Source organism: Aquabacterium sp. A7-Y, assembly GCF_026153205.1.
Classification (GTDB): Bacteria; Pseudomonadota; Gammaproteobacteria; order Burkholderiales; family Burkholderiaceae_C; genus Caldimonas.
In genome coordinates this window covers 102,958-122,238 of the sequence record NZ_JAPFBW010000004.1, presented here as the reverse complement: position 1 = coordinate 122,238, position 19,281 = coordinate 102,958, and the positions used below count along the sequence as shown (strand labels likewise).

Genomic DNA, 19,281 nt, shown 5'->3' with positions numbered 1-19,281 from the left:
TTGCACCGGCGGGTGCGGTTTCAACCCCCTCACAAGCCCTCAGTCCACCGCCTGTCTCGGCCCGGCCGGGGGGCGGGACCCGATCCATGAAAGCCTCACAGTTTTTTATCTCCACCCTGAAGGAAGCGCCCGCTGATGCGGAGGTCGTGAGCCACAAGCTGATGATGCGGGCCGGTCTCATCAAGCGCCTGGGCGCCGGCATCTACAACTACATGCCGATGGGGCTGCGGGTCATTCGCAAGGTGGAGAACATCATCCGCGAGGAGATGAACCGGGCCGGTGCGGTGGAACTGCTGATGCCGGTGGTGCAGCCGGCCGAGCTGTGGCAAGAGACCGGGCGGTGGGACAAGATGGGCCCCGAGCTGCTGCGGGTCAAGGACCGCCACGAGCGCGACTTCATCATCCAGCCGACCTCGGAGGAGGTGATCACCGACATCGCCCGCCAGGAGCTGCGCAGCTACCGCCAGCTGCCGAAGAACTTCTATCACATCCAAACCAAGTTCCGGGACGAGCGCCGGCCCCGCTTCGGCATCATGCGCGGCCGCGAATTCACGATGAAGGATGCGTACTCCTTCGACCGTGACGTCGAGTCCGCCGGCCGCAGCTACGACGCGATGTATGCCGCCTACTGCCGCATCTTCGACCGCCTGGGTTTGACCTACCGCGCGGTGGCGGCCGATACCGGCGCCATTGGCGGCGACCGCTCTCACGAGTTCCAGGTCATCGCGGAGACCGGCGAGGACGCCATCGTCTACAGCCCCGACTCCGACTACGCCGCCAACATCGAGCTGGCCGAGGCGGTCGCCCTGCTCGACTCGCGGGCCGCGGCCACGCAGTCGCTGGCCAAGACGCCGACGCCGGGCAAGAGCACCTGCGGGCAGGTCGCGGAGCTGCTGAAGCTGCCGCTGTCCCAGACGGTGAAGTCGCTGGTGCTCGCGACCGACGAGAAAAACGAGGCTGGCGACATCACCCGCACCACCCTCTGGCTGCTGCTGGTGCGTGGCGACCACGAGCTCAACGAAGTCAAGACCGGCAAGCTCGAGGGGATGCAGGCCGGCTTCCGCTTCGCGACCGAGGCCGAGATCGTCGCCCACTTCGGCTGCAAACCCGGCTACCTGGGCCCGGTCGGCGTGAAGCACCCGGTCAAGGTGGTCGCCGACCGGACCGTTGCCCGGATGGCCGACTTCGTTTGCGGTGCCAACGACGCCGACTTCCACTACACCGGGGTCAACTGGGGCCGCGACCTGCCCGAGCCCGACCTGGTGGCCGACATCCGCAACGTGGTCGAGGGCGACCCCTCGCCCGACGGCAAGGGTCGCCTGGCGATTCAGCGCGGCATCGAGGTGGGCCATGTCTTCTACCTCGGCACCAAATATTCGCTGGCGATGAACGCGAACTACCTGGACGAGAACGGCAAGCCGCGCCCGATGGAGATGGGCTGCTACGGCATCGGCGTCACCCGCATCCTGGGCGCCGCCATCGAGCAGAACCACGACGAGCGCGGCATCGTCTGGCCCGAGGCGATGGCGCCCTTCCAGGTGGTGCTGTGCCCGATCGGCTACGACCGCTCGGCCGAGGTCCAGGCCGCCGCCCAGCAACTGCACGACGAGCTGGCCGCCTTGGGCGTGGACGTGCTGCTGGACGACCGCGGCGAGCGCCCGGGCGCGATGTTCGCCGACTGGGAGCTGATCGGCGTGCCGCACCGCGTGGTGATCTCCGACCGAGGCCTGAAGGAGGGCAAGCTCGAATACCAGGGCCGCCGCGACGCCCAGGCGACCGCCGTCGCGCCTGCCGACGCGCTGGCCCTCCTGAAGGAGAAGCTGTCGGCATGAGCCGGCCGGGCAGGTTTCCGCTCAAAGGGCTGACGCGTCGCGGCCTGCTCGGCACGGCCGCCGGCCTGCTGAGTGCCGGTTGGGTCCCTCGGGTGCAAGCCGGCGGCCAGGTCGAGGAGCCGCTGGCCAATGCGGTCAAGACGGCCTTGTCGGCCGCGATCGCAAACAACGCGCCGCCCAGGGCCGTGTTCACCAACATCGACGACCGGCTGCGCTACCTGCGCTGGCTGGGGGCGATGAGCGAGCGGCTGGCGCGCCGCAAGCCGGACGTGCAGACCCGCCTGGAGTTCCTCGAGACGGTCTGGTACGAAAGCCGCCGCGCCGGGCTGGAAACGGCGCTGGTGCTGGGCCTGATCCAGGTCGAGAGCGGCTTTCGCAAATACGCGATCAGCAGCGTGGGCGCGCGGGGCTACATGCAGGTGATGCCGTTCTGGAGCCGCCTGATCGGCGACGGCGACCCGGGCAAGCTCTTTCACATGCAGACCAACCTGCGTTTCGGCTGCGTGATCCTGCGCCACTACCTCGACATCGAGCGTGGCGATCTTTTTCTCAGCCTCGGGCGCTACAACGGCAGCCGCGGCAAAGCGACCTATCCGAACGCCGTGTTCGGCGCGCGTCGCCAATGGGAATTCAAGGAATGAGCCGGAGACCGGCCTTCACAGGCCGGTCCACTCGCGCGGATGCGCCTGGGACACCCCCATCAGCGCCAAGGCCCGTTCCACCGTGTCGTCCACCAGCTGCTCGATGTTTTGCGGCCGGTGGTAGAAGGCCGGCAGCGGCGGGAAGATGATGCCGCCCATCTCGGTGACGGCCGTCATGTTGCGCAGGTGGGCGAGGTTGAAGGGCGTCTCGCGCACCATCAGCAGCAGCCGGCGGCGCTCTTTCAGGGCCACGTCCGCGGCGCGCGTCAACAGGTTGTCGCACAGGCCATGGGCGATGGCCGCCAGCGACTTCATTGAACAAGGAGCGACCACCATGCCGTCGGCGGCGAAGCTGCCGCTGGCGATGGCCGCGCCGACGTCAGCCGGGGCGTAGGAGACGTCGGCCAAAGCCTCCAGGTCGCTGCGCGCCAGGCCGAGCTCGTGGTGCACGTTGAGCACACCGGCGGGCGTCACGACCAGGTGGGTCTGCAGACCCAGGGCGCGCAGCCGCTGCAACAGCCGCACGCCGTAGACGGCGCCCGTGGCGCCGGTGATGCCGACGACAAAACGCGCGGTCACGCGGCCTTCAGCACGTCCTGCAGTTCGCCGGCCTGGTACATCTCCATCATGATGTCCGAGCCGCCGACGAATTCGCCGTTGACGTAGAGCTGCGGGATGGTCGGCCAGTTGGCGTATTCCTTGACGCCCTGGCGGATCTCCTCGTCCTCCAGCACGTTGACGGTCTTCAGGTCGGACACGCCGCAGGCCTTGATGATCTGCACGGCGCGGCCCGAGAAGCCGCACATCGGAAATTGCGCGGTGCCCTTCATGAAGAGCACTACCCGGTTGGTCTTGACGAGATCGTCGATGCGTTTTTGAACGTCGCTCATGGTGGCCTTGAAATGGGGTCGGGAATCAGCCCACTTTATAGAGCAAAAAGGCCGGGAAGCCAGGGCCGGTGCGGGATGTCCGAGCGCCGGCCTGCGGCGTTGCCGGACCGGTCTTGGCCCGAGGCGTCAGAACGAGTACGACAGCCCCACCTGCACCAGCGGCGACAGGCGCCAGTCGCCCAGCAGACGCGGCAGGTCGACCTCACCCTCGCGGCGTGTTTCCTCGTGCGTGAACCAGGCGCCGCCGGAAGAGCTGCCCAGCTTCACGGTCGACTTGGGCTTGAGCATCACGACGCCGACGTCGGCGAAAAAGCCCCAGCCGCCGGCGGCTGCCAGCTCCGAATAGCCCATGCCGAGGTAGGGCAGGGCGGTGCTGCGGCTGTCCAGCCCGAGGGTTGGCGTGCTGCGAGCGCTGCTGCTGCCCAGCGAAGCGGCGACAGGGGCGGTGTCGTCGGCCAGCATCGGGCGCGCCTTGTCGGCCTTGAGCAGGCCGCCGGTGGCGCGCAGCCCGAGGCTGCGGCGGAAGTAGTAGTCGCCCAGCAGCGACCAGTCGGCGAGGCTGAGCCGGGAAAAGGACGTGAGACTGTGGTCGCCCGGGTCGAGTCGGCCGTTTTTCAGCATCGCGGGCCGCATGGCGGCGGCCCGGCCGTGGTCTCCGAGCGGCAGGGTGCGGCTGATGTTCAGGCCCGGGCCCTCGATGCGGACCGAGAGCAGACCGTCTTCCGCACGCGCCGTCCCGGCGAGCACAAGGGCCGCACCGCCAGCGGCAAGACGAAGGAACATGGCGCACTTCATGGCTCGCTCCTGGTGGAACGCCCGCTGGGCGGGGGCCGGGCGGCACGCTCCTGGCACTACGATGAAGTGATCGTAGACCGGCGCGGCGGCCTCGCCAAGGGGGCAAGGCGAACTTGCATCGTCGCGCTTCGTGATCGAAGCCGCGGGCTTCGTGCCTGAAACTTCCTGATACGAAAAGGGCAGGCCGAGGCGGCCTCAGGGACGGCGTCCGCCGGTGCAGCGCGGCTGCCCGCCGAGGTCGCGGCGGGTCGCTACATCCACGAAACCAGCCTGCCGCAGCAGCGCTTGCACCTCGGACGCCTGCTCGTGGCCGTGCTCCAGCAGCAGCCAGCCGCCGGGCGCGAGGTGGTCGGCAGCGCCCGCAATGATGTCCGCCAGGTCGTCCAGGCCGCGCTCGCCCGCCGTCAGCGCCTGCCGCGGCTCGTGGCGCAGGGCGTCGAGGTGGGGGTCGCCCTCGGCGATATAGGGCGGGTTGCTGACGGCCAGCTCGAAACGCTCGTGCGGTTGCCCGGCGAAAGGCCGCCACCAGGAGCCATGCAACCAGCGCACCGGCAGGCCCAGCCGCTCGCCGTTGGCGCGCGCGACGGCGAGGGCTTCGGGCGACCGCTCGACCGCGGTGAGCCTGGCTCCGGGCAGTTGGGCGGCCAGGGCCAGCACGATGGCACCGCTGCCGGTGCCGAGGTCGGCGATGCGCGCCGCCAGCAGCGGCCGGGCCAGCTCCAGCGCCCATTCCACCAGCGTCTCGGTATCCGGGCGCGGCACCAGCACGGCGGGTGACACCGCCAGCCGGAGGCCATAAAACTCCTTCTCGCCGACCAGATAGGCGAGCGGTTCGCCGGCGGCCCGGCGCGCCGCGAGCGCGGCATAACGGGCCGCCGCATCGGCCGGCACCGGGTCGCTGTCGTGAGCCAGCAGCCAGGCGCGGGCACGCTCCGCCGGCAGACCCAGCACATGCGCTAGCAGGGCCTGGGCATCGAGGCGCTCCAGGCCCAGGCGCTGGCCGGCCCGCCAGGTTTCGGCCACGCTGGCGGGCGTTGTGACCGCCGGGTTCATTGGATAACCTGCGTGCTTCGCACTGCGGTGCGAGCCCCTTCGGACGGCCGGTCGGGCCTCATGCCGCGCCCCCCAGCTCGAGCGCGTCGAGCTGCTCGGCGAGCTGTTCGGCTTCACGGGCAGTACGCAGCGCGCCGGTGACCTCGGTGAGGTCGCCGTCCATCACGGCCTGCAGGCGGTAGAGGGTCAGGTTGATGCGATGGTCGGTGAGCCGGCCCTGGGGGAAGTTATAGGTGCGGATGCGGTCGCTGCGGTCGCCGCTGCCGATCAGGCTCTTGCGGGTGGCCGCCTCCTTGGCCTGCCGTTCGTGGCGTTCGCGGTCGCGCAGCCGTGCCGACAGCACCGCCATCGCCTTGGCCTTGTTGCGGTGCTGGGAGCGGTCGTCCTGGCATTCCGCGACGATGCCGGTGGGCAAGTGGGTGATGCGGATGGCCGACTCGGTCTTGTTGACGTGCTGGCCGCCGGCTCCGCTGGCACGGAAGGTGTCGATGCGCAGTTCGGCCGGGTTGATGGCGACCTCCTCGGCCTCGTCCGGTTCCGGCATCACCGCCACGGTACAGGCGCTGGTGTGGATGCGGCCCTGGGTCTCGGTGGCCGGCACACGCTGCACCCGGTGACCGCCGGATTCGTACTTGAGCCAGGCGTAGACGTCCTCGCCCTCGATGCGGGCCACCACCTCCTTGTAGCCGCCCAGGTCCGAGTCGCTGGACGACATCAGCTCGCTGCGCCAGCCTTGGCGCTCGGCGAAACGCAGGTACATGCGCAGCAGGTCGCCCGCGAACAGCGCCGATTCGTCGCCCCCGGTGCCGGCGCGGATCTCCAGGAAAACATTGCGCGTGTCGTCAGGGTCGCGCGGTAGCAGCGAGCGCTGCAGCTCGCCTTCCAGGCGCTGCAGCTCGGCCTCGGCTGCGGCGATTTCCTCCCGGGCCATTTCGGCCATGTCGGGGTCAGCCAGCATTTCGCGCGCGCCCTGCAGGTCGTTCTCACGCTGCAGGTAGCGCTGGTAGCGCTGGGCGACCACAGCGACCTCGGCATGCTCGCGGGTCAGCCCCCGAAAGCGCGACAGGTCGCTCAGCACGTCGGGCGCGGCGAGCACGGCGTCCAGGTCCTGCAGACGCTGGACATACCGTTCGAGTTGTTGGCGCAGGGCGGTTTTCATCGTGGACCCGGTTCAGGACACTGGAGGACATTAGGGGGCCCGACGGCAGAAAAGCGCGCTCGCGCCCATTCCGCGCCGGGCACGGGAGGGGGGCTAACGGCGGCTGTTGCCGGGCCGCGAGGATCCGCGCAGGAACAGGCGCGACACCGTGTCGGCCAGCTGGGAGCGGTGCTGGGGGTCGGCGCTGTGCAGTTCGGCCAGCGCGCCATGCAGCATCTTCTGGGTCAGGCCGCGTGACAGCGCCTCGAGCACCGCCTCCACGTCGACGCCGCGCGCGATCGCCTTGCGGGCCCGCGCCAGTTCCATCTCGCGCCACTCGTCGGTCTGGGCATTCAAGGCCTGGATCAGCGGTACGGTCGCGCGCTGATCCAGCCAGTGCACGAAACTCTGCACGCCGGTCTCGATGATGGCCTCGGCCTGGGCCACCGCGGCCTGGCGTTTCTCGCCGGCGCTCTGCACCACGCCGGACAGGTCGTCCACGGTGTAGAGGTAGACGTCGTCCAGGCGCGCGACCTCGGGCTCGATGTCGCGCGGCACCGCGAGATCGACCATGAAGATGGGCCGGTGCTTGCGCGCCTTCAGGGCCCGCTCGACCGCGCCGAGGCCGATGATGGGCAAGGAGCTGGCGGTGCAGGACACCACCACGTCGAACTCGTGCAGGCGCGCGGGCAGGTCCGCGAGGCGCATGGCCTCGGCGCTGAAGCGGGTGGCGAGTTTCTCGCCGCGCTCGAGCGTGCGGTTGGCCACCGCCATCGCACGCGGCGCCTTGGCCGCGAAGTGGGTGGCGGCCAGCTCGATCATCTCGCCGGCGCCGACGAACAGCACCTTGACCTCGCGAAGATCCTCGAAGAGCTGGGCCGCCAGGCGTACCGCGGCGGCGGCCATGCTGATCGAATGTGTACCGATCTCGGTGGAGGTGCGCACCTCCTTGGCGACCGCGAAGGAGCGCTGGAACAGCTGGTGCAAGGTGGTGCCGAGGGCCCCGGCGGCGTCGGCTTCGCGCACCGCCTGTTTCATCTGACCCAGGATCTGCGGCTCGCCCAGCACCATCGAGTCCAGCCCGCTGGCGACGCGGAAGGCATGCCGCGCGGCCTGGCCGCCCTCCAGCACATAGGCATGGTGGGCCAGCTCGGTGCCTGCCACGCCGCCCATGCCGGCCAGCCAGTCCATCGCCGGACGCACCAGGTCGCGCGGCGCCGCGCAGTACAGCTCGGTGCGGTTGCAGGTGGAGATCAGCGCCGCCTCGGGACGCAGGCTGAAACGCTCGCGCAGGCTGCGCAGCGTGGGACCCAGCTGTTCGGCCGTGAACGCGAACCGCCCCCTCAGATCGACGGGGGCGGTGGTGTGGTTCAGACCGAGGGCGAAAACGCTCATGCGGGGGATTATAAAATTTCAAGGAGTTTCAAGCACTTGGTGTGTCACTATGGGCTTGATCGAGATCAACTCATGGAGCGCTTCCGCTGATGGGCCCCCTGGACGCCTTGTGGCACCTGCTCAATTTCTTCGCGCCCGCCGCGGCCCTCGGCCTGCTGAGTGCCTGCTTCGTCAAGCTGGCCTGGCGCGGCCAGCTCAAAGGGGTGGCCTGGCGCCGTCTGGCGGCCTGGAGCGGGGCTGGCGCGGCGCTGGCCCTGGTGGCGGGGCTGGTGGTGCTGGGGCGCGACGGCCGCATGTTGACCTATCTGGCGATGGTGCTGGCCAGCGCGCTGGCGCTGGCCTGGGTCGGCTGGGGACCGCGCAGTCGTGGCTGATCGCCTGGCGCGGGCGGTGCGCCGGCTGCTGCCCATGCTGGGGCCGGTGGTGCTGGCGGCGCTGCTGCTCGCGCTGGCCCCTCGGGCCTGGGCGGTCGAGCCCATGCCCCTGGTCGGCCAGGCCGACTACCTGGTCGATGCCGGCGGCCGACTGAGCCCCGAGCAAGCCCGCAAGGCCGGCGACTGGCGCCGACTGGGTCCGCGCCAGGAATTCGCCGCTGCGCCGGCGGCGGTCTGGCTGCGCTTCACACTGCCGTCCGCGCTCGGACCCCGGGTCGTGCTGGACTTGCCGCGCACGGTGGTGAGCGAGGCGACCCTGTTCCAGCCCCTCGAAGGCGGTGGCTGGAGCCGCCTGGAGGCGGGCGACCGCATCCTGCCCTCGCTGTGGCCGATCTCGGCGCCGGAGCTCGCGTTCCCGGTGCGAGCGCTGGCCGGCGCACAGCCCACCGAGGTGCTGCTGCGGCTGCGCCATGCCGACCCCTTCCTGCCCCGGCCGCTGCTGTGGCCCGAGGAGGGCTACGACACCCACCGGGCGATCGAGCACCTCTGGATCGGGCTTTTCCTCGGCGTGGCCCTGATGGCGGTGGCCTACGCGAGCGGCGAGGCGCTGTTTCGCGGCGACGCGGTGAGCGCCTGGTACGCCTGGCACGTGGTGTTGATGGCGGTGTTCCAGCTGGTGCAGATGGGCTACGCGCGCGTCTACCTGGGCGGCCACGAGGCCGGCGCGACCCAGGCGGCGCGCCTGGTCAGCGGCACGCTGCTGGCATCGGTCAGCCTGCTGTTCGTGCGGCGGGCCCTGCCGCAAGCCATCAGCGGCCTGCGCGCCAGCACCTGGGCGCTGGCCGTCGCGGTCTTCGGCGTCACCCTGACCGCCGCCTACGTGCTGTGGCCCCAGCTGTCGCAGGAGCCCCGCGTGCTGACAGCGCAGCACGGCTACTACGCGCTGGTGATCTTCAGCGTCGGTTTGCTGCTGTGGACCGTGCGCGGACTGCGCCTGCCCTACATGCGCTGGTACGTGGGGGCGTTCGCGGCCGCCGCCGTCGGCGTGGCGACCCAGATCGCCTATGCGCAGGGCTGGCTGCCGGCCGACAGTCCGGCCCGCTACGCGATGCTGGCCGGCGTGGCGGCCGAGATCGCGGTGCTGACCTACGCGCTCAACTTCAGCGCCCGAGAGGTGCTGAGCGACCCCGGCCTGAAGCGCGAGGGCGCGCGGCGGGATCGCCGCAGCGGCCTGCTGCATGCGGCCGAACTGCCCTCGCTGCTGATGGCCATGGCGGTGCGCGCGTTGCGGCTGAATACCAAGGGCTCGGTGGTGCTGCTGCGCCTGGCCAACCTCGACGACCTGCGACGCGCCCATGGCCCGGGCCTCTCCGAGGCGGTTGCCAAGGCCTGCGGCCGGGTGATGCGCGAGGCCTGCAACCCGGGTGACCTGCCGCTCCGGCTGGACGACGACCGTTATGCCGTGCTGGTCGAGCAGGTGCACAGCCGCGGCGAGGCGCACGCCGTGGCCGAGCGCATCCTGGAGCTGGGCCTGCGCCACCATCCCGAGCTGCCGCCGCTGGAGCAGCTGCACTGGCACGCGGCCATTGCCCATCTGCCACGCCACCTCAAGGGCGACCCGAAGACCGTGGTGGAGCGGCTCGACCAACTGCTCGGGCAGATCCGCCGGGGCAGCGCTGCGCTGGTGCGCGAGCTGCCCTGAACGCTGTCGGCCGGCTCAGGCCGGCAGCGCGACGCCTTCGCGCGTCAGCACCTCGCCACGCAGCGAATGGGGCAGGGCCTGGGTGATGGTGACATCGATCATCTGGCCGACCAGCCGGGCGGCGTTGGGGCCACCTGCGAAGTTGACGATGCGGTTGCACTCGGTGCGGCCCATCAACTCGCCGGGGTCCTTGCGGGAGGGGCCTTCGACCAGGATGCGCTGCACGCTGCCGACGCGGCTTTCGCTGATGCGCCGCACATGGGCCTCGATGGTGGCCTGCAGGTGCTGGAGTCGCTTGAGCTTGACGTCCTTGGGGGTGTCGTCCTGCAGCGCGGCGGCCGGCGTGCCGGGGCGCGGGCTGAAGATGAAGCTGAAGGAACTGTCGTAGCCGACGTCGTCGATCAGCTTCATCATCTTCGCGAAGTCGTCCTCGGTCTCGCCGGGGAAGCCGACGATGAAATCGCTCGACAGGCAAAGGTCCGGGCGCACCGACCGCAGCTTGCGGATGGTGCTCTTGTACTCGAGCGCCGTGTAGCCGCGTTTCATCGCCATCAGGATGCGGTCCGAGCCATGCTGCACGGGCAGGTGCAGGTGGTTCACCAGCTGCGGGACGCGTGCGTAGACATCGATCAGGCGCTGCGTGAACTCGTTGGGATGGCTGGTCGTGTAGCGGATGCGCTCGATGCCCGGGATCTCGGCGACGTACTCGATCAGCAGCGCGAAGTCGGCGATCTCCGCCGTGTCGCCCATCGCACCACGGTAGGCGTTGACGTTCTGGCCCAGCAAGGTCACTTCCTTGACGCCCTGGTCCGCCAGGCCGGCGACCTCCACCAGCACGTCGTCGAACGGACGCGAGACCTCCTCGCCGCGCGTGTAGGGCACCACGCAGTAGCTGCAGTACTTCGAGCAGCCCTCCATGATGGAGACGAAGGCGCTGGCGCCGTCCACCTTGGCCGGCGGCAGGTGGTCGAACTTCTCGATCTCGGGGAAGCTGATGTCCACCTGCGGGCGGTTGAGCTGCTCCCGCCGGGCCAGCAGGTCGGGCAGGCGATGCAGGGTCTGCGGGCCGAACACCACGTCCACATAGGGCGCGCGCTCGATGATGGCGGCGCCTTCCTGGCTGGCCACGCAGCCGCCCACGCCGATCTTGACGCCCTTGTGCTTGAGGTGCTTGAAGCGGCCCAGGTCCGAGAACACTTTCTCCTGGGCCTTCTCGCGCACCGAGCAGGTGTTGAAGAGGATCAGGTCGGCATCCTCGGGGTTGTCGGTCGGCTGGTAGCCCTGGGCGGCGTTGAGCACGTCGGCCATCTTGTCCGAGTCGTACTCGTTCATCTGGCAGCCGAAGGTCTTGATGTAGACCTTCTTGCCGGTCTTGAGCGTGTCGGTCATGGCGGCCTCCTCAGGGACGGGTCCAGGTCTGGGCGATCGGGTCGAAGCGCCAGCGCGCCGCTTCCTCGCGGGTCTTGGGCCAGACCTTTTTCGCCTCGTCCTCGCGCAACACCCAGGCGTCCTTGACCAGGCCGTAGTCGTCAAGCGTGTAGTTGACGCGCAGCTTGGTGCCGATTACCGAGCCCGACATCAGCAGCATGTTGTCGGTGCCGCGCAGGCGGGCGCCGGGTGCCAGGCGTGCGGCCTCGCCGTTGAGCGTGATCTCCGGCGGCTGCTGCACGACGATCACGCCGCGCAGGGCGTTCTGGGGGAAGGCGCGTTGCACCTGGGCCTGCACGATGGCCGGCAGGGCGAGGGCGGCGGCAAGGCCGAAGAGGACACAGCGGTGCATGGTGTAGATCCAGGGGCTGTTGTGGGTGAATGCGGCCGCGCAAGCTCCAGGCGGCGGAAAGCCTGTCAGTGTAGCGCTCGGGCCGGTGCGCCGGAGGGGGTCAGCGCAAGTGGCGCAGCAGGGCGGCGGCCAGTCCGGCGCCGGCCAGCGTGATGCACAGCGTCCCGACAGCGAAGGCCAGCAGGCGTCCGCCTTTCCACTCGGTCAGCTCGTCCGCCAGGATGGACAGCAGCACGTCCAGCGGATGCGGCCGGCGCGCCGGTCCCCAGGCCTGAGCCGCGCGGATCGAGCTGCGGAACACGAGGCGGAACAGCCAGGCCACGAGGGCCAGGCAGATACAGACGGCGGCGGTGGAAATTGCCAAAGGGGCCATGGTTGTCAGCTCGCTCGCATCGGCGTCCGCCAAGGCGTCCGACCGGCAGCGATGAGCTTAAGCGACCTGTTAGCCCTGCCAGCCCCGGGGTCAGGGTTCGCCACGACGCAAAGCGAGACTTTTTCCACCCCGCGGTCGGTGTCGGCGGCCCGGCATGGGCGTTGCCTGTCGGTCTCATCCCCACTTCCACCTTGAAGGAGATCCTCATGGCCCATCAGCCAGCCCATCGCGGCGCCGACGCGCGCCCACGCATCGACGTCCATCAGGAGCAGGCGCTGCGCGAGTGGTCGAAAAAGCTCGATGCCACGCCGGAGCAGCTCAGGGAGGCGGTCGAGGCCGTCGGCGACGGCGCCGACGACGTCGAGATGCACCTCAAGGGCAGCCGCAGCAGCAGCAACAGCGATCGGATGGCAGGCAAGGCTTCCTGAGCGTCGCGGCCGCCCACCGGAGCGGGTGCGAGGTCCGGAAACGACAAAGGCCCAGCAGCCGTGCTGGGCCTTCGATAGGTTCTGGTGGAGGAGGCGGCGGCTATTGCAAACTTTCCTCTCAAGCTCCTGCGTGCCACTGAGGGCGCCCGCCGATTGAGGCATCAGCGACTGGTGCAGGACCACCGAAAGGCAGAGCTTCCTGTGCTGTTCCTGCTCCCACACACGACCTTCGACGCTCATTCGGTAGCTCGGGTAGATCCAAAGGAGGGAAGCGCCGCTCCGTCACCGACACGCGCCCTGCAGCATTGATAAGCAGTTCGGCGCCGTCGCTTCGTGGCCGAGCACCGTCCCCGGCACCATCCCGCAAATGTGCCGCGCACCATGTGCAGGTCGGTACCGCAGATGGCGCTGGCGCTGATGCGCACGATGGCGTCGGTGGGTGCCTGGATCACCGGGGCGTCCGTCCCCAGTTTTTTGTCCGCAGTGCCGTGAGGCGGCACTCACACGCTTCCTCGGCTAACGCTTTCCCAAACTCCTGAGGTGGAACTGGTACGTTGGCCCCCACAACGCGCCGCGGCGAAGCTGCATGTCGGCGCCAGAGGCAACCGATCGGGGCCGGGCGCACGTCACCACCTCCGCCACTGCCGGCCGGCGGTTTCTGTGGCGCTGAGGCCGTGGCGAGGCGCACGAGCCGGGGCCGCCCGTGGTCGGCCCGGCCGGCAACGCTATTCGTGACGCTTGCCGGCCGCCGCCTGCGGCGCAGGCTTGCGCGGGCTCTGCGTGACCTTCTTGCCCTGGCCGCGCTGCGGATCGTTCTGTGCCTTAACGGGCGGACTGGCGTTCTTGTCGTTGCTTCCGGACCCGGCGCTCGGCGTGCGCGGGTGGTTATGCTGGGTATGGGCCATGACTCAACTCCTTCCAGATCTCGATGGAACGATCAGTTGCTACGCGTGCCGACCAGAGGCGGGGGCGCCTTCTTGCCGTCACCTGACTTTCCCCCCGCGGCGGCCATGCCGTGCTCCGTGTCGCTCAGCTTCCTGGCATGGCTGCTTTCGTCGTTGCGGGTGCGACCGCTGTTGGTGCGCATTCCTCGACTCGGACTCGTCGACGACCGGACGAAAGACATGTTCGGGTTGCGGCTTCGGCTCCTGTGTGCGGTTCTCGGGACTTCGCTACTGCGGCCGGTCCGGCCGGGCCGGCTCCCAAGTGCTCTGCAGTGCCTGCCCCGCTCGTCGTTCGTGCAGGCCATCCCTCACTCCAAGCCTTGCTTTTCATGGCACGCACTTGCCGCAAACCTGGGCCGCGAACGATGGACAAGCACCGAGGAGGCCTCGACATGCGCATGGCCGGGCTCCAAACCCTAGGATGGCTGCGTGAAGGACTTGAGATATTTCGACCCGCACCGGCGGGCGACCTGGCTGGAACTGTTCTTCGACCTGATCTTCGTCGTCGCCTTGCGCGACGTCGGCGAGATCCTGACCGAAGTGCACGACGGCCACATCGCTCCGCAGCAGTTCCTGCAGTTCGTGCTGGCGTTCCTGCCGGTATGGTGGATCTGGGCGGGCCACACGATCTACGCCAATCGCTTCGACACCGACAGCCGCCAGCACCGGCTGTCGACGCTGCTGATGATGTTCCTGCTGGTCGTCATATCGGCGCAGGTCTCGGACGCCGCGCAGGACGCTCGCACGTACAAGCTGGCCGTGGCCTGCTACTGCGGGGCGCGGCTGATCGTCGCCGGGATGTACTTTGTCTCCAAGCGCAAGCACCACGACCAGGGTGGCATCGCGACAACGGTGGGCACGGTGTTCGCCATCGGCGCCGCGGTGAGCCTGTCCTCGGTCCTGCTGCGGCCGCCGTGGAACTACCTGGTCTTCTACGCCGGGATCCTGTTCGACATGGCGGCCCTGGTGGTGCTCAACCGGCGCCTGCATGTCGTGCCTGCGCACACGACGCATCTGGTCGAGCGGGTCGGCCTGCTGACCATCATCATGCTGGGCGAATCGGTGATCAGCATCTCCGCGGCACTGGCGGACATCGCCTGGAACCGCTCCAACGTCATCGCCGCCGTCAGCGGATTCGTCATGGTGTCGGCGATCTGGTGGATCTACTTCGACAGCTTCCACCTGCTGGAGCATCGCAAGTTGACGACTGGACACTCGATCCTCTACTCGCACTTCTTCCTGTTCATCGGGCTGGCGATCCTGGCCTTGCTGATCCGGCATGCGATCCTGGGCGGGCTCGACCCGCGTGATTTCCGCCTGCTCGCCGCCGCCGGCACCGGGCTGTTCTTCCTGGGCAAGCAGTACGGTTATTACATGGAGGTGCCGGAACTGCGGCCTTACCTGCTGTCCAACACTGCCGCGGTGTTCGCCCTGACGGCACTCGTGCTGATGTTGCCCCTGCGGCTCGAGGCCATGCTGGCGGGCATGACGGCGACGATGATCTGCTATGTGCTGCTCAACCTGCGCTACCGCCATCTGGTGCGCTCCGCGCACCTGCCGGCCTGAGCCGTGTGCGCAGCACGGCCAGGAGAAGCCCGAGCAAACGACATCCGGTCTGTCATTGACGGCGCCCAGAGTCGCCTGCAGATCGCTTTACTTGCCCTCGTGCTCCGCGAGGACAAGCACACGCCCGCCACGCCGCTCACCCCGACCCAGCGCGACGATGTGGGCATGACGCCCTGCGTGCGGAATCCCAACTGCTCCACGACTTCCGCGCGCTCGACGAGGATGTCGAAGTGCGGCCCATCCTCGACCAGTTCGCGAAGCTGCCGCCGGCCTCTCATGGGCCGCGAAGGGCAGGCCATCGACCTTCGCAAACCGCCCGCAACCCCGCGCCGGCGCGGGAACTGCCCAAACGAAAACGCCCAACCGAGACCGGTTGGGCGTGGTGTTCTGGTGGCGCTTCAGGGATTCGAACCCCGGACCTGCGGATTATGATTCCGTCGCTCTAACCGACTGAGCTAAAGCGCCAAGAGACCGAGATTATAGCCACACTCCCCGGGGGCTTTGCAAGCCCCGTGCATCTCGGGCTGCCGAATCGTTGCGACGCGCGTCGCGACACATGCGCTTTGCGCCCAAGCAAAGCCGAAAAGCTTCGTTCCCGGCGCGGGCTCGCGCTTCTATCGTGAGGCCCATCGCATCACCCAGGCGGCCCCAGGGGCCCATCGAAGTCGGCATGAAAAACATCGGCATCTCAGGCAGTTCGTCCTCCCTCTGCCGCTCCTGTCCCTGCCGGCCCTGACGGACCGGCGTCTCCTCGCCCCCAGCCACGGGGCCTTGCACCCCGACTCGCCGCGTGCCGACGGCCGTGCGGGGTGGCTTTTTCGCGCTTTCTCCGAGATCCCAAGAGCACCCCATGAAAAACGACACGTCCCCCCTCCGCGGCGCTCGCCGCACCTGGCTGCGCACGGCGCTGGCCGTCGCCGCCTCGGCCGGGCTCGGCGCCGGCATCCCGGCGCGGGCCGCCGACCAGCCCGCCCGTGTGCTGCGCATTGGCTATCAGAAGTACGGCACCCTGACCTTGCTGAAGGCGCGCGGCGATCTGGAGAAGCGACTTGCGCCCCAAGGCATCAGCGTCAAGTGGACCGAGTTTCCCGCCGGTCCGCAGTTGCTGGAGGGCCTGAACGTCGGCTCCATCGACTTCGGCACGGTCGGCGAGGCGCCGCCCATCTTCGCGCAGGCCGCCGGGGCGGACCTGGTCTATGTCGCCCACCAGCCGCCCGCGCCGACGGCCGAAGCCATCATCGTGCCCAAGGACTCGACGCTCAAGTCGGTGGCCGGGCTCAAGGGCAAGCGCATTGCCTTGAACAAGGGCTCCAACGTCCACTACCTGCTGGTCAAGGCGCTCGCGAAGGCCGGCGTCAGCTACAAGGACGTGCAGCCGGTCTTCCTGCCGCCGGCCGACGCCCGGGCCGCCTTCGAGCGCGGCAGCGTGGACGCCTGGGTGATCTGGGACCCCTTCCTCGCTGCTGCCGAGACCCAGCTCGGCGCGCGTGTGCTGGCCGACGGCCAGGGCCTGGTCGCCAACCACCAGTTTTATCTCGCGGCGCGCGGCTATGCGGACAACAACGCCGCGGTGATCGGCGCCATCGTCGATGAGCTGGCTCGGCTGGACGCGTGGTCCGCCCAACACCCGAAGGAGGTTGCGGCGGTGCTGGCGGCGCAGATCGGACTGAGTGCCGAGGTGACCGAGCGGGCGGCCGCGCGCTTCGCCTACGGCATCCGCCCGGTCAACGCCTCGGTCGTGGCCGAGCAGCAGAAGATCGCCGATGCCTTCCACCAGCTCAAGCTCATCCCCAAGCCCATCCGCGTCGCCGACGCGCTGCCTCCCGCCGGCACCCTTGCGGCGTGGGGCGGCCGCTGAACCGGCAGGAACACGAGGACACCGCCATGAAACTGCACTGGTTCATTCCCACCCACGGCGACTCACGCTACCTCGGCACCAGCAGGGGCGCCCGTGCCGCCACCTTCGACTACTTCAAGCAGGTCGCCATCGCCGCCGACAGCCTGGGCTACGAAGGCGTGCTGCTGCCCACCGGCCGGTCCTGCGAGGACTCCTGGATCCTGGCATCCAGCCTGATCGACGCCACCCGGCGGCTCAAATTCCTGGTCGCGCTGCGGCCGGGGCTGCTGCAGCCCTCGCAGGGCGCACGCATGGCGGCCACGCTGGACCGGCTCTCCGGCGGGCGCCTGTTGATCAACCTGGTCACCGGCGGTGATCCCGACGAACTCGAAGGCGACGGCCTCTTCCTGAGCCACGACGAGCGCTACGAGCTGTCGCGGGAGTTCCTGACGATCTGGCGCGAAATCCTCGCGCGCAGCCATGAGGGCGGCAGCTTCGACTATCCCGGCCGGCATCTGCAGGTGAAAGGCGCCAAGACCCTCTATCCGCCGGTCAGCCGCCCCCATCCGCCGCTGTTTTTCGGCGGTTCCTCGGAGGCGGCGCACGAGCTCGCGGCCGAGCAGCTGGACACCTACCTCACCTGGGGCGAGCCGCCCGCGGCGGTGGCGGCCAAGGTGGCCGACATCCGGCAGCGCGCGGCACGCCACGGGCGCAGCCTGAGCTTCGGCATCCGCCTGCACGTCATCGTGCGCGAGACCGAGGCGGCCGCCTGGGCGGCGGCGGCCGAGCTGGTCTCGCACCTCGACGACCAGGTCGTCGCGGCGGCCCAGAAGAAGTTTGCGCAGATGGATTCGGTCGGGCAGCGCCGCATGGCGGCGCTGCACGGCGGCAGGTTCAACCGCCACGACGTGCGCGAGGGCCTGGAGATCTCGCCCAACCTGTGGGCCGGTGTCGGCCTGGTGCGCGGCGGCGCGGGCACCGCCCTGGTGGGCAACCCGCACCAGGTGGCGGACCGTCTCAAGGAGTATGCCGAGCTGGGCCTGGAGCACTTCATCCTCTCGGGCTACCCGCATCTCGAAGAGGCGCACCGGGTGGCCGAACTGGTCTTCCCGCTGCTGCCGCTGGCACGCGAAGGCGGCGACCGCCTGCCCGGGCACCGCAGCTTGACCGGCCCCTTCGGCGAGATCGTCGCCAACAGCTTCGTACCGCCCAGCAACGACGAGGCGCGGTCCGCCCGGGCCGGCGCGAGCTGATGAACCGTTCCAGCAGTCCGGAGTGAACCACCATGGCAGAGATCCACGGCATCGACCACATTCAACTGCCCATCCCCTTCGGCGCTTCGCCGCGGGCACGGGCCTTCTACCAGGGCCTGTTGGGCCTGACCGAGGTGCGGCACCCCGAGCTGGACCGGCCCGGCGTGCTGCGCTTTTCGCTCGGCTGGCAAAGGCTGGACCTCAGCGAGGGGTCCTACACCGGCGTCGCGCCGCAGGCGCATATCGCCTTGCGCGTGGCCGGTGTCGCCCGGCTGGCCGATGCCTTGCAAGCCACCGGGCAGCGCGTCGACCGTTCGGCGCTGAACGACGGCCGTGTTTTTGTCGAGGACCCCTTCGGCAACCGGCTGGAACTCATCGAGCCGCCCTCGAATTCCTTCGACACCCAAGGTGAGCACCATGTCCGCGACCTTCACCTTGCCGTCTGAAACCACGGCGTCTCCCGGGCCGGCCCGGCCCAGCGCGGCAAGGCCCCGCTGGCATGCCCTGCGGCGCCGGGGGCTGCCCTGGCTGCTGCCGATCGGCATCCTGGCGGTGTGGGCCTTGGCCTCGCGTGCGGGCTGGCTGTCCACCCGCGTGCTGCCCGAGCCGAGCGCCGTCGTGGTCGCCTTCTGGCAGCTGGCGGCCTCGGGCGAGCTGTTCGAGCATGTGCGGGTCAGCAGCGCCCGCGCGCTGGCCGGCCTCGCGCTGGGCGGCGGTCTTGGCCTGCTGCTGGGCCTGTTGACCGGCACCTTCCGCAGCGCCGAAACCCTGCTGGACTCGAGCCTGCAGATGCTGCGCAACATCCCGGCGCTGGCGCTGATCCCGCTGGTCATCCTGTGGTTCGGCATCGACGAGGCGGCCAAGCTGTTCCTGGTCGCCGTGGGCGTGTTTTTCCCGATCTACCTCAACACCTTCCACGGCATCCGCTCGGTGGACCGCGGACTCATCGAGATGGCCCGCAGCTACGGCCTGCGCGGCTGGACGCTGTACCGGCAGGTCATCCTGCCGGGGGCGCTGCCCTCCATCCTGGTGGGCCTGCGCTTCTCGCTGGGCCTGATGTGGGTCTTGCTGATCGTGGCCGAGACGCTCTCCGCGCAGGCGGGCATCGGCTACCTGACGATGAACGCGCGCGAGTTCCTGCAGACCGACGTGGTGGTGCTGGGCATCCTGCTCTACGCGCTGCTGGGCAAGCTGGCCGACCTGTTCGCCAAGGCCCTGGAGCGCTGGTGGCTGCGCTGGCATCCCGGCTACCAGGTCCAAGGGGAGGCCTGAGCCGTGCA

At 69.2% G+C, this 19,281-nt stretch carries 20 protein-coding genes, 1 tRNA gene and 1 pseudogene; 10 read left to right on the top strand and 12 right to left on the bottom strand.

The annotated features are described in order from the left end of the window. Positions 1–86 precede the first annotated feature (86 nt). Both OOT46_RS04730 and OOT46_RS04725 read left to right on the top strand, forming a co-directional pair. On the top strand, positions 87–1,832 hold the full coding sequence (locus OOT46_RS04730) for a proline--tRNA ligase (protein WP_265402437.1): 1,746 nt from the start codon (positions 87–89) through the stop codon (positions 1,830–1,832). Beyond that, positions 1,829–2,473 (top strand): lytic transglycosylase domain-containing protein, encoded by a 645-nt coding sequence (locus OOT46_RS04725; protein WP_265402436.1) that lies wholly within the window; start codon positions 1,829–1,831, stop codon positions 2,471–2,473. The genes OOT46_RS04730 and OOT46_RS04725 overlap by 4 nt, the downstream gene beginning before the upstream one ends. A gap of 15 nt (positions 2,474–2,488) precedes the next feature. Here OOT46_RS04725 and OOT46_RS04720 read toward each other — a convergent pair whose 3' ends face one another. From OOT46_RS04720 to hemA, 6 genes are all read right to left on the bottom strand, one after another. Continuing rightward, positions 2,489–3,052 carry a UbiX family flavin prenyltransferase gene (locus OOT46_RS04720; protein ID WP_265402435.1) on the bottom strand — a complete coding sequence of 188 codons (564 nt, stop codon included), beginning with the start codon at positions 3,050–3,052 and terminating at the stop codon, positions 2,489–2,491. After that, on the bottom strand, positions 3,049–3,363 hold the full coding sequence (grxD, locus tag OOT46_RS04715) for a Grx4 family monothiol glutaredoxin (RefSeq protein WP_265402434.1): 315 nt from the start codon (positions 3,361–3,363) through the stop codon (positions 3,049–3,051). The genes OOT46_RS04720 and grxD overlap by 4 nt, the downstream gene beginning before the upstream one ends. Positions 3,364–3,489: 126 nt before the next feature. After that, positions 3,490–4,158, bottom strand: a complete 669-nt coding sequence (locus tag OOT46_RS04710; RefSeq protein ID WP_265402433.1) for a hypothetical protein — start codon at positions 4,156–4,158, stop codon at positions 3,490–3,492. A gap of 195 nt (positions 4,159–4,353) precedes the next feature. After that, a complete protein-coding gene (prmC, locus tag OOT46_RS04705) occupies positions 4,354–5,211 on the bottom strand; it encodes a peptide chain release factor N(5)-glutamine methyltransferase (RefSeq protein ID WP_265402432.1) in 858 nt (285 codons plus the stop codon). A gap of 58 nt (positions 5,212–5,269) precedes the next feature. Beyond that, on the bottom strand, positions 5,270–6,370 hold the full coding sequence (gene prfA / locus OOT46_RS04700; RefSeq protein WP_265402431.1) for a peptide chain release factor 1: 1,101 nt from the start codon (positions 6,368–6,370) through the stop codon (positions 5,270–5,272). Between the two features lie 93 nt (positions 6,371–6,463). Then, positions 6,464–7,744: a glutamyl-tRNA reductase gene (gene hemA, locus OOT46_RS04695; RefSeq protein ID WP_265402430.1), complete on the bottom strand. Its 1,281-nt coding sequence runs from the start codon at positions 7,742–7,744 to the stop codon at positions 6,464–6,466. Between the two features lie 89 nt (positions 7,745–7,833). Between hemA and OOT46_RS04690 the strand changes: the two genes are divergently transcribed. Next, on the top strand, positions 7,834–8,118 hold the full coding sequence (locus OOT46_RS04690) for a hypothetical protein (protein WP_265402429.1): 285 nt from the start codon (positions 7,834–7,836) through the stop codon (positions 8,116–8,118). Continuing rightward, positions 8,111–9,820 carry a 7TM diverse intracellular signaling domain-containing protein gene (locus OOT46_RS04685; RefSeq protein ID WP_265402428.1) on the top strand — a complete coding sequence of 570 codons (1,710 nt, stop codon included), beginning with the start codon at positions 8,111–8,113 and terminating at the stop codon, positions 9,818–9,820. The genes OOT46_RS04690 and OOT46_RS04685 overlap by 8 nt, the downstream gene beginning before the upstream one ends. Positions 9,821–9,835: 15 nt before the next feature. Here the strand turns inward: OOT46_RS04685 and miaB are convergent, their stop codons facing one another. From miaB to OOT46_RS04670, 3 genes are all read right to left on the bottom strand, one after another. Then, positions 9,836–11,209, bottom strand: coding sequence for a tRNA (N6-isopentenyl adenosine(37)-C2)-methylthiotransferase MiaB (miaB, locus tag OOT46_RS04680; RefSeq protein WP_265402427.1), 1,374 nt, complete (start codon positions 11,207–11,209; stop codon positions 9,836–9,838). A 10-nt stretch (positions 11,210–11,219) separates the two neighbouring features. Then, positions 11,220–11,600: a hypothetical protein gene (locus OOT46_RS04675; RefSeq protein WP_265402426.1), complete on the bottom strand. Its 381-nt coding sequence runs from the start codon at positions 11,598–11,600 to the stop codon at positions 11,220–11,222. Between the two features lie 100 nt (positions 11,601–11,700). Continuing rightward, on the bottom strand, positions 11,701–11,973 hold the full coding sequence (locus OOT46_RS04670; protein WP_265402425.1) for a hypothetical protein: 273 nt from the start codon (positions 11,971–11,973) through the stop codon (positions 11,701–11,703). A 206-nt stretch (positions 11,974–12,179) separates the two neighbouring features. Between OOT46_RS04670 and OOT46_RS04665 the strand changes: the two genes are divergently transcribed. After that, positions 12,180–12,401 (top strand): DUF3606 domain-containing protein, encoded by a 222-nt coding sequence (locus tag OOT46_RS04665; protein ID WP_265402424.1) that lies wholly within the window; start codon positions 12,180–12,182, stop codon positions 12,399–12,401. Between the two features lie 330 nt (positions 12,402–12,731). On the opposite strand, the pseudogene OOT46_RS04660 reads toward OOT46_RS04665, so the two are convergent. Together OOT46_RS04660 and OOT46_RS04655 are read right to left on the bottom strand one after the other, a co-directional pair. Continuing rightward, positions 12,732–12,901, bottom strand: a pseudogene (locus OOT46_RS04660) (alcohol dehydrogenase catalytic domain-containing protein); the annotation flags it as partial. A 225-nt stretch (positions 12,902–13,126) separates the two neighbouring features. Continuing rightward, positions 13,127–13,306: a hypothetical protein gene (locus OOT46_RS04655; protein ID WP_265402423.1), complete on the bottom strand. Its 180-nt coding sequence runs from the start codon at positions 13,304–13,306 to the stop codon at positions 13,127–13,129. Between the two features lie 468 nt (positions 13,307–13,774). Here OOT46_RS04655 and OOT46_RS04650 point away from each other — a divergent pair, with 468 nt between their 5' ends. After that, the gene (locus tag OOT46_RS04650; RefSeq protein WP_265402422.1) at positions 13,775–14,911 is read left to right on the top strand and encodes a low temperature requirement protein A; all 1,137 of its coding nucleotides are present in this window, start codon (positions 13,775–13,777) and stop codon (positions 14,909–14,911) included. Between the two features lie 388 nt (positions 14,912–15,299). Here the strand turns inward: OOT46_RS04650 and OOT46_RS04645 are convergent. Next, positions 15,300–15,376 (bottom strand) — tRNA-Met (locus OOT46_RS04645). A gap of 385 nt (positions 15,377–15,761) precedes the next feature. Here OOT46_RS04645 and OOT46_RS04640 point away from each other — a divergent pair. Genes OOT46_RS04640 through ssuC form a run of 4 tightly spaced genes read left to right on the top strand, consistent with a single transcriptional unit; the run spans position 15,762 to position 19,273 of the window. Further along, a complete protein-coding gene (locus OOT46_RS04640) occupies positions 15,762–16,769 on the top strand; it encodes a sulfonate ABC transporter substrate-binding protein (protein ID WP_265402421.1) in 1,008 nt (335 codons plus the stop codon). Positions 16,770–16,795: 26 nt separating this feature from the next. Next, positions 16,796–18,001 (top strand): FMNH2-dependent alkanesulfonate monooxygenase, encoded by a 1,206-nt coding sequence (ssuD, locus tag OOT46_RS04635; RefSeq protein WP_265402420.1) that lies wholly within the window; start codon positions 16,796–16,798, stop codon positions 17,999–18,001. Positions 18,002–18,033: 32 nt separating this feature from the next. Next, complete coding sequence (locus OOT46_RS04630; protein WP_265402419.1) at positions 18,034–18,447, top strand: VOC family protein; 414 nt, start codon at positions 18,034–18,036, stop codon at positions 18,445–18,447. Then, positions 18,419–19,273 (top strand): aliphatic sulfonate ABC transporter permease SsuC, encoded by an 855-nt coding sequence (ssuC, locus tag OOT46_RS04625; RefSeq protein WP_265402418.1) that lies wholly within the window; start codon positions 18,419–18,421, stop codon positions 19,271–19,273. The genes OOT46_RS04630 and ssuC overlap by 29 nt, the downstream gene beginning before the upstream one ends. Positions 19,274–19,281 lie beyond the last annotated feature (8 nt).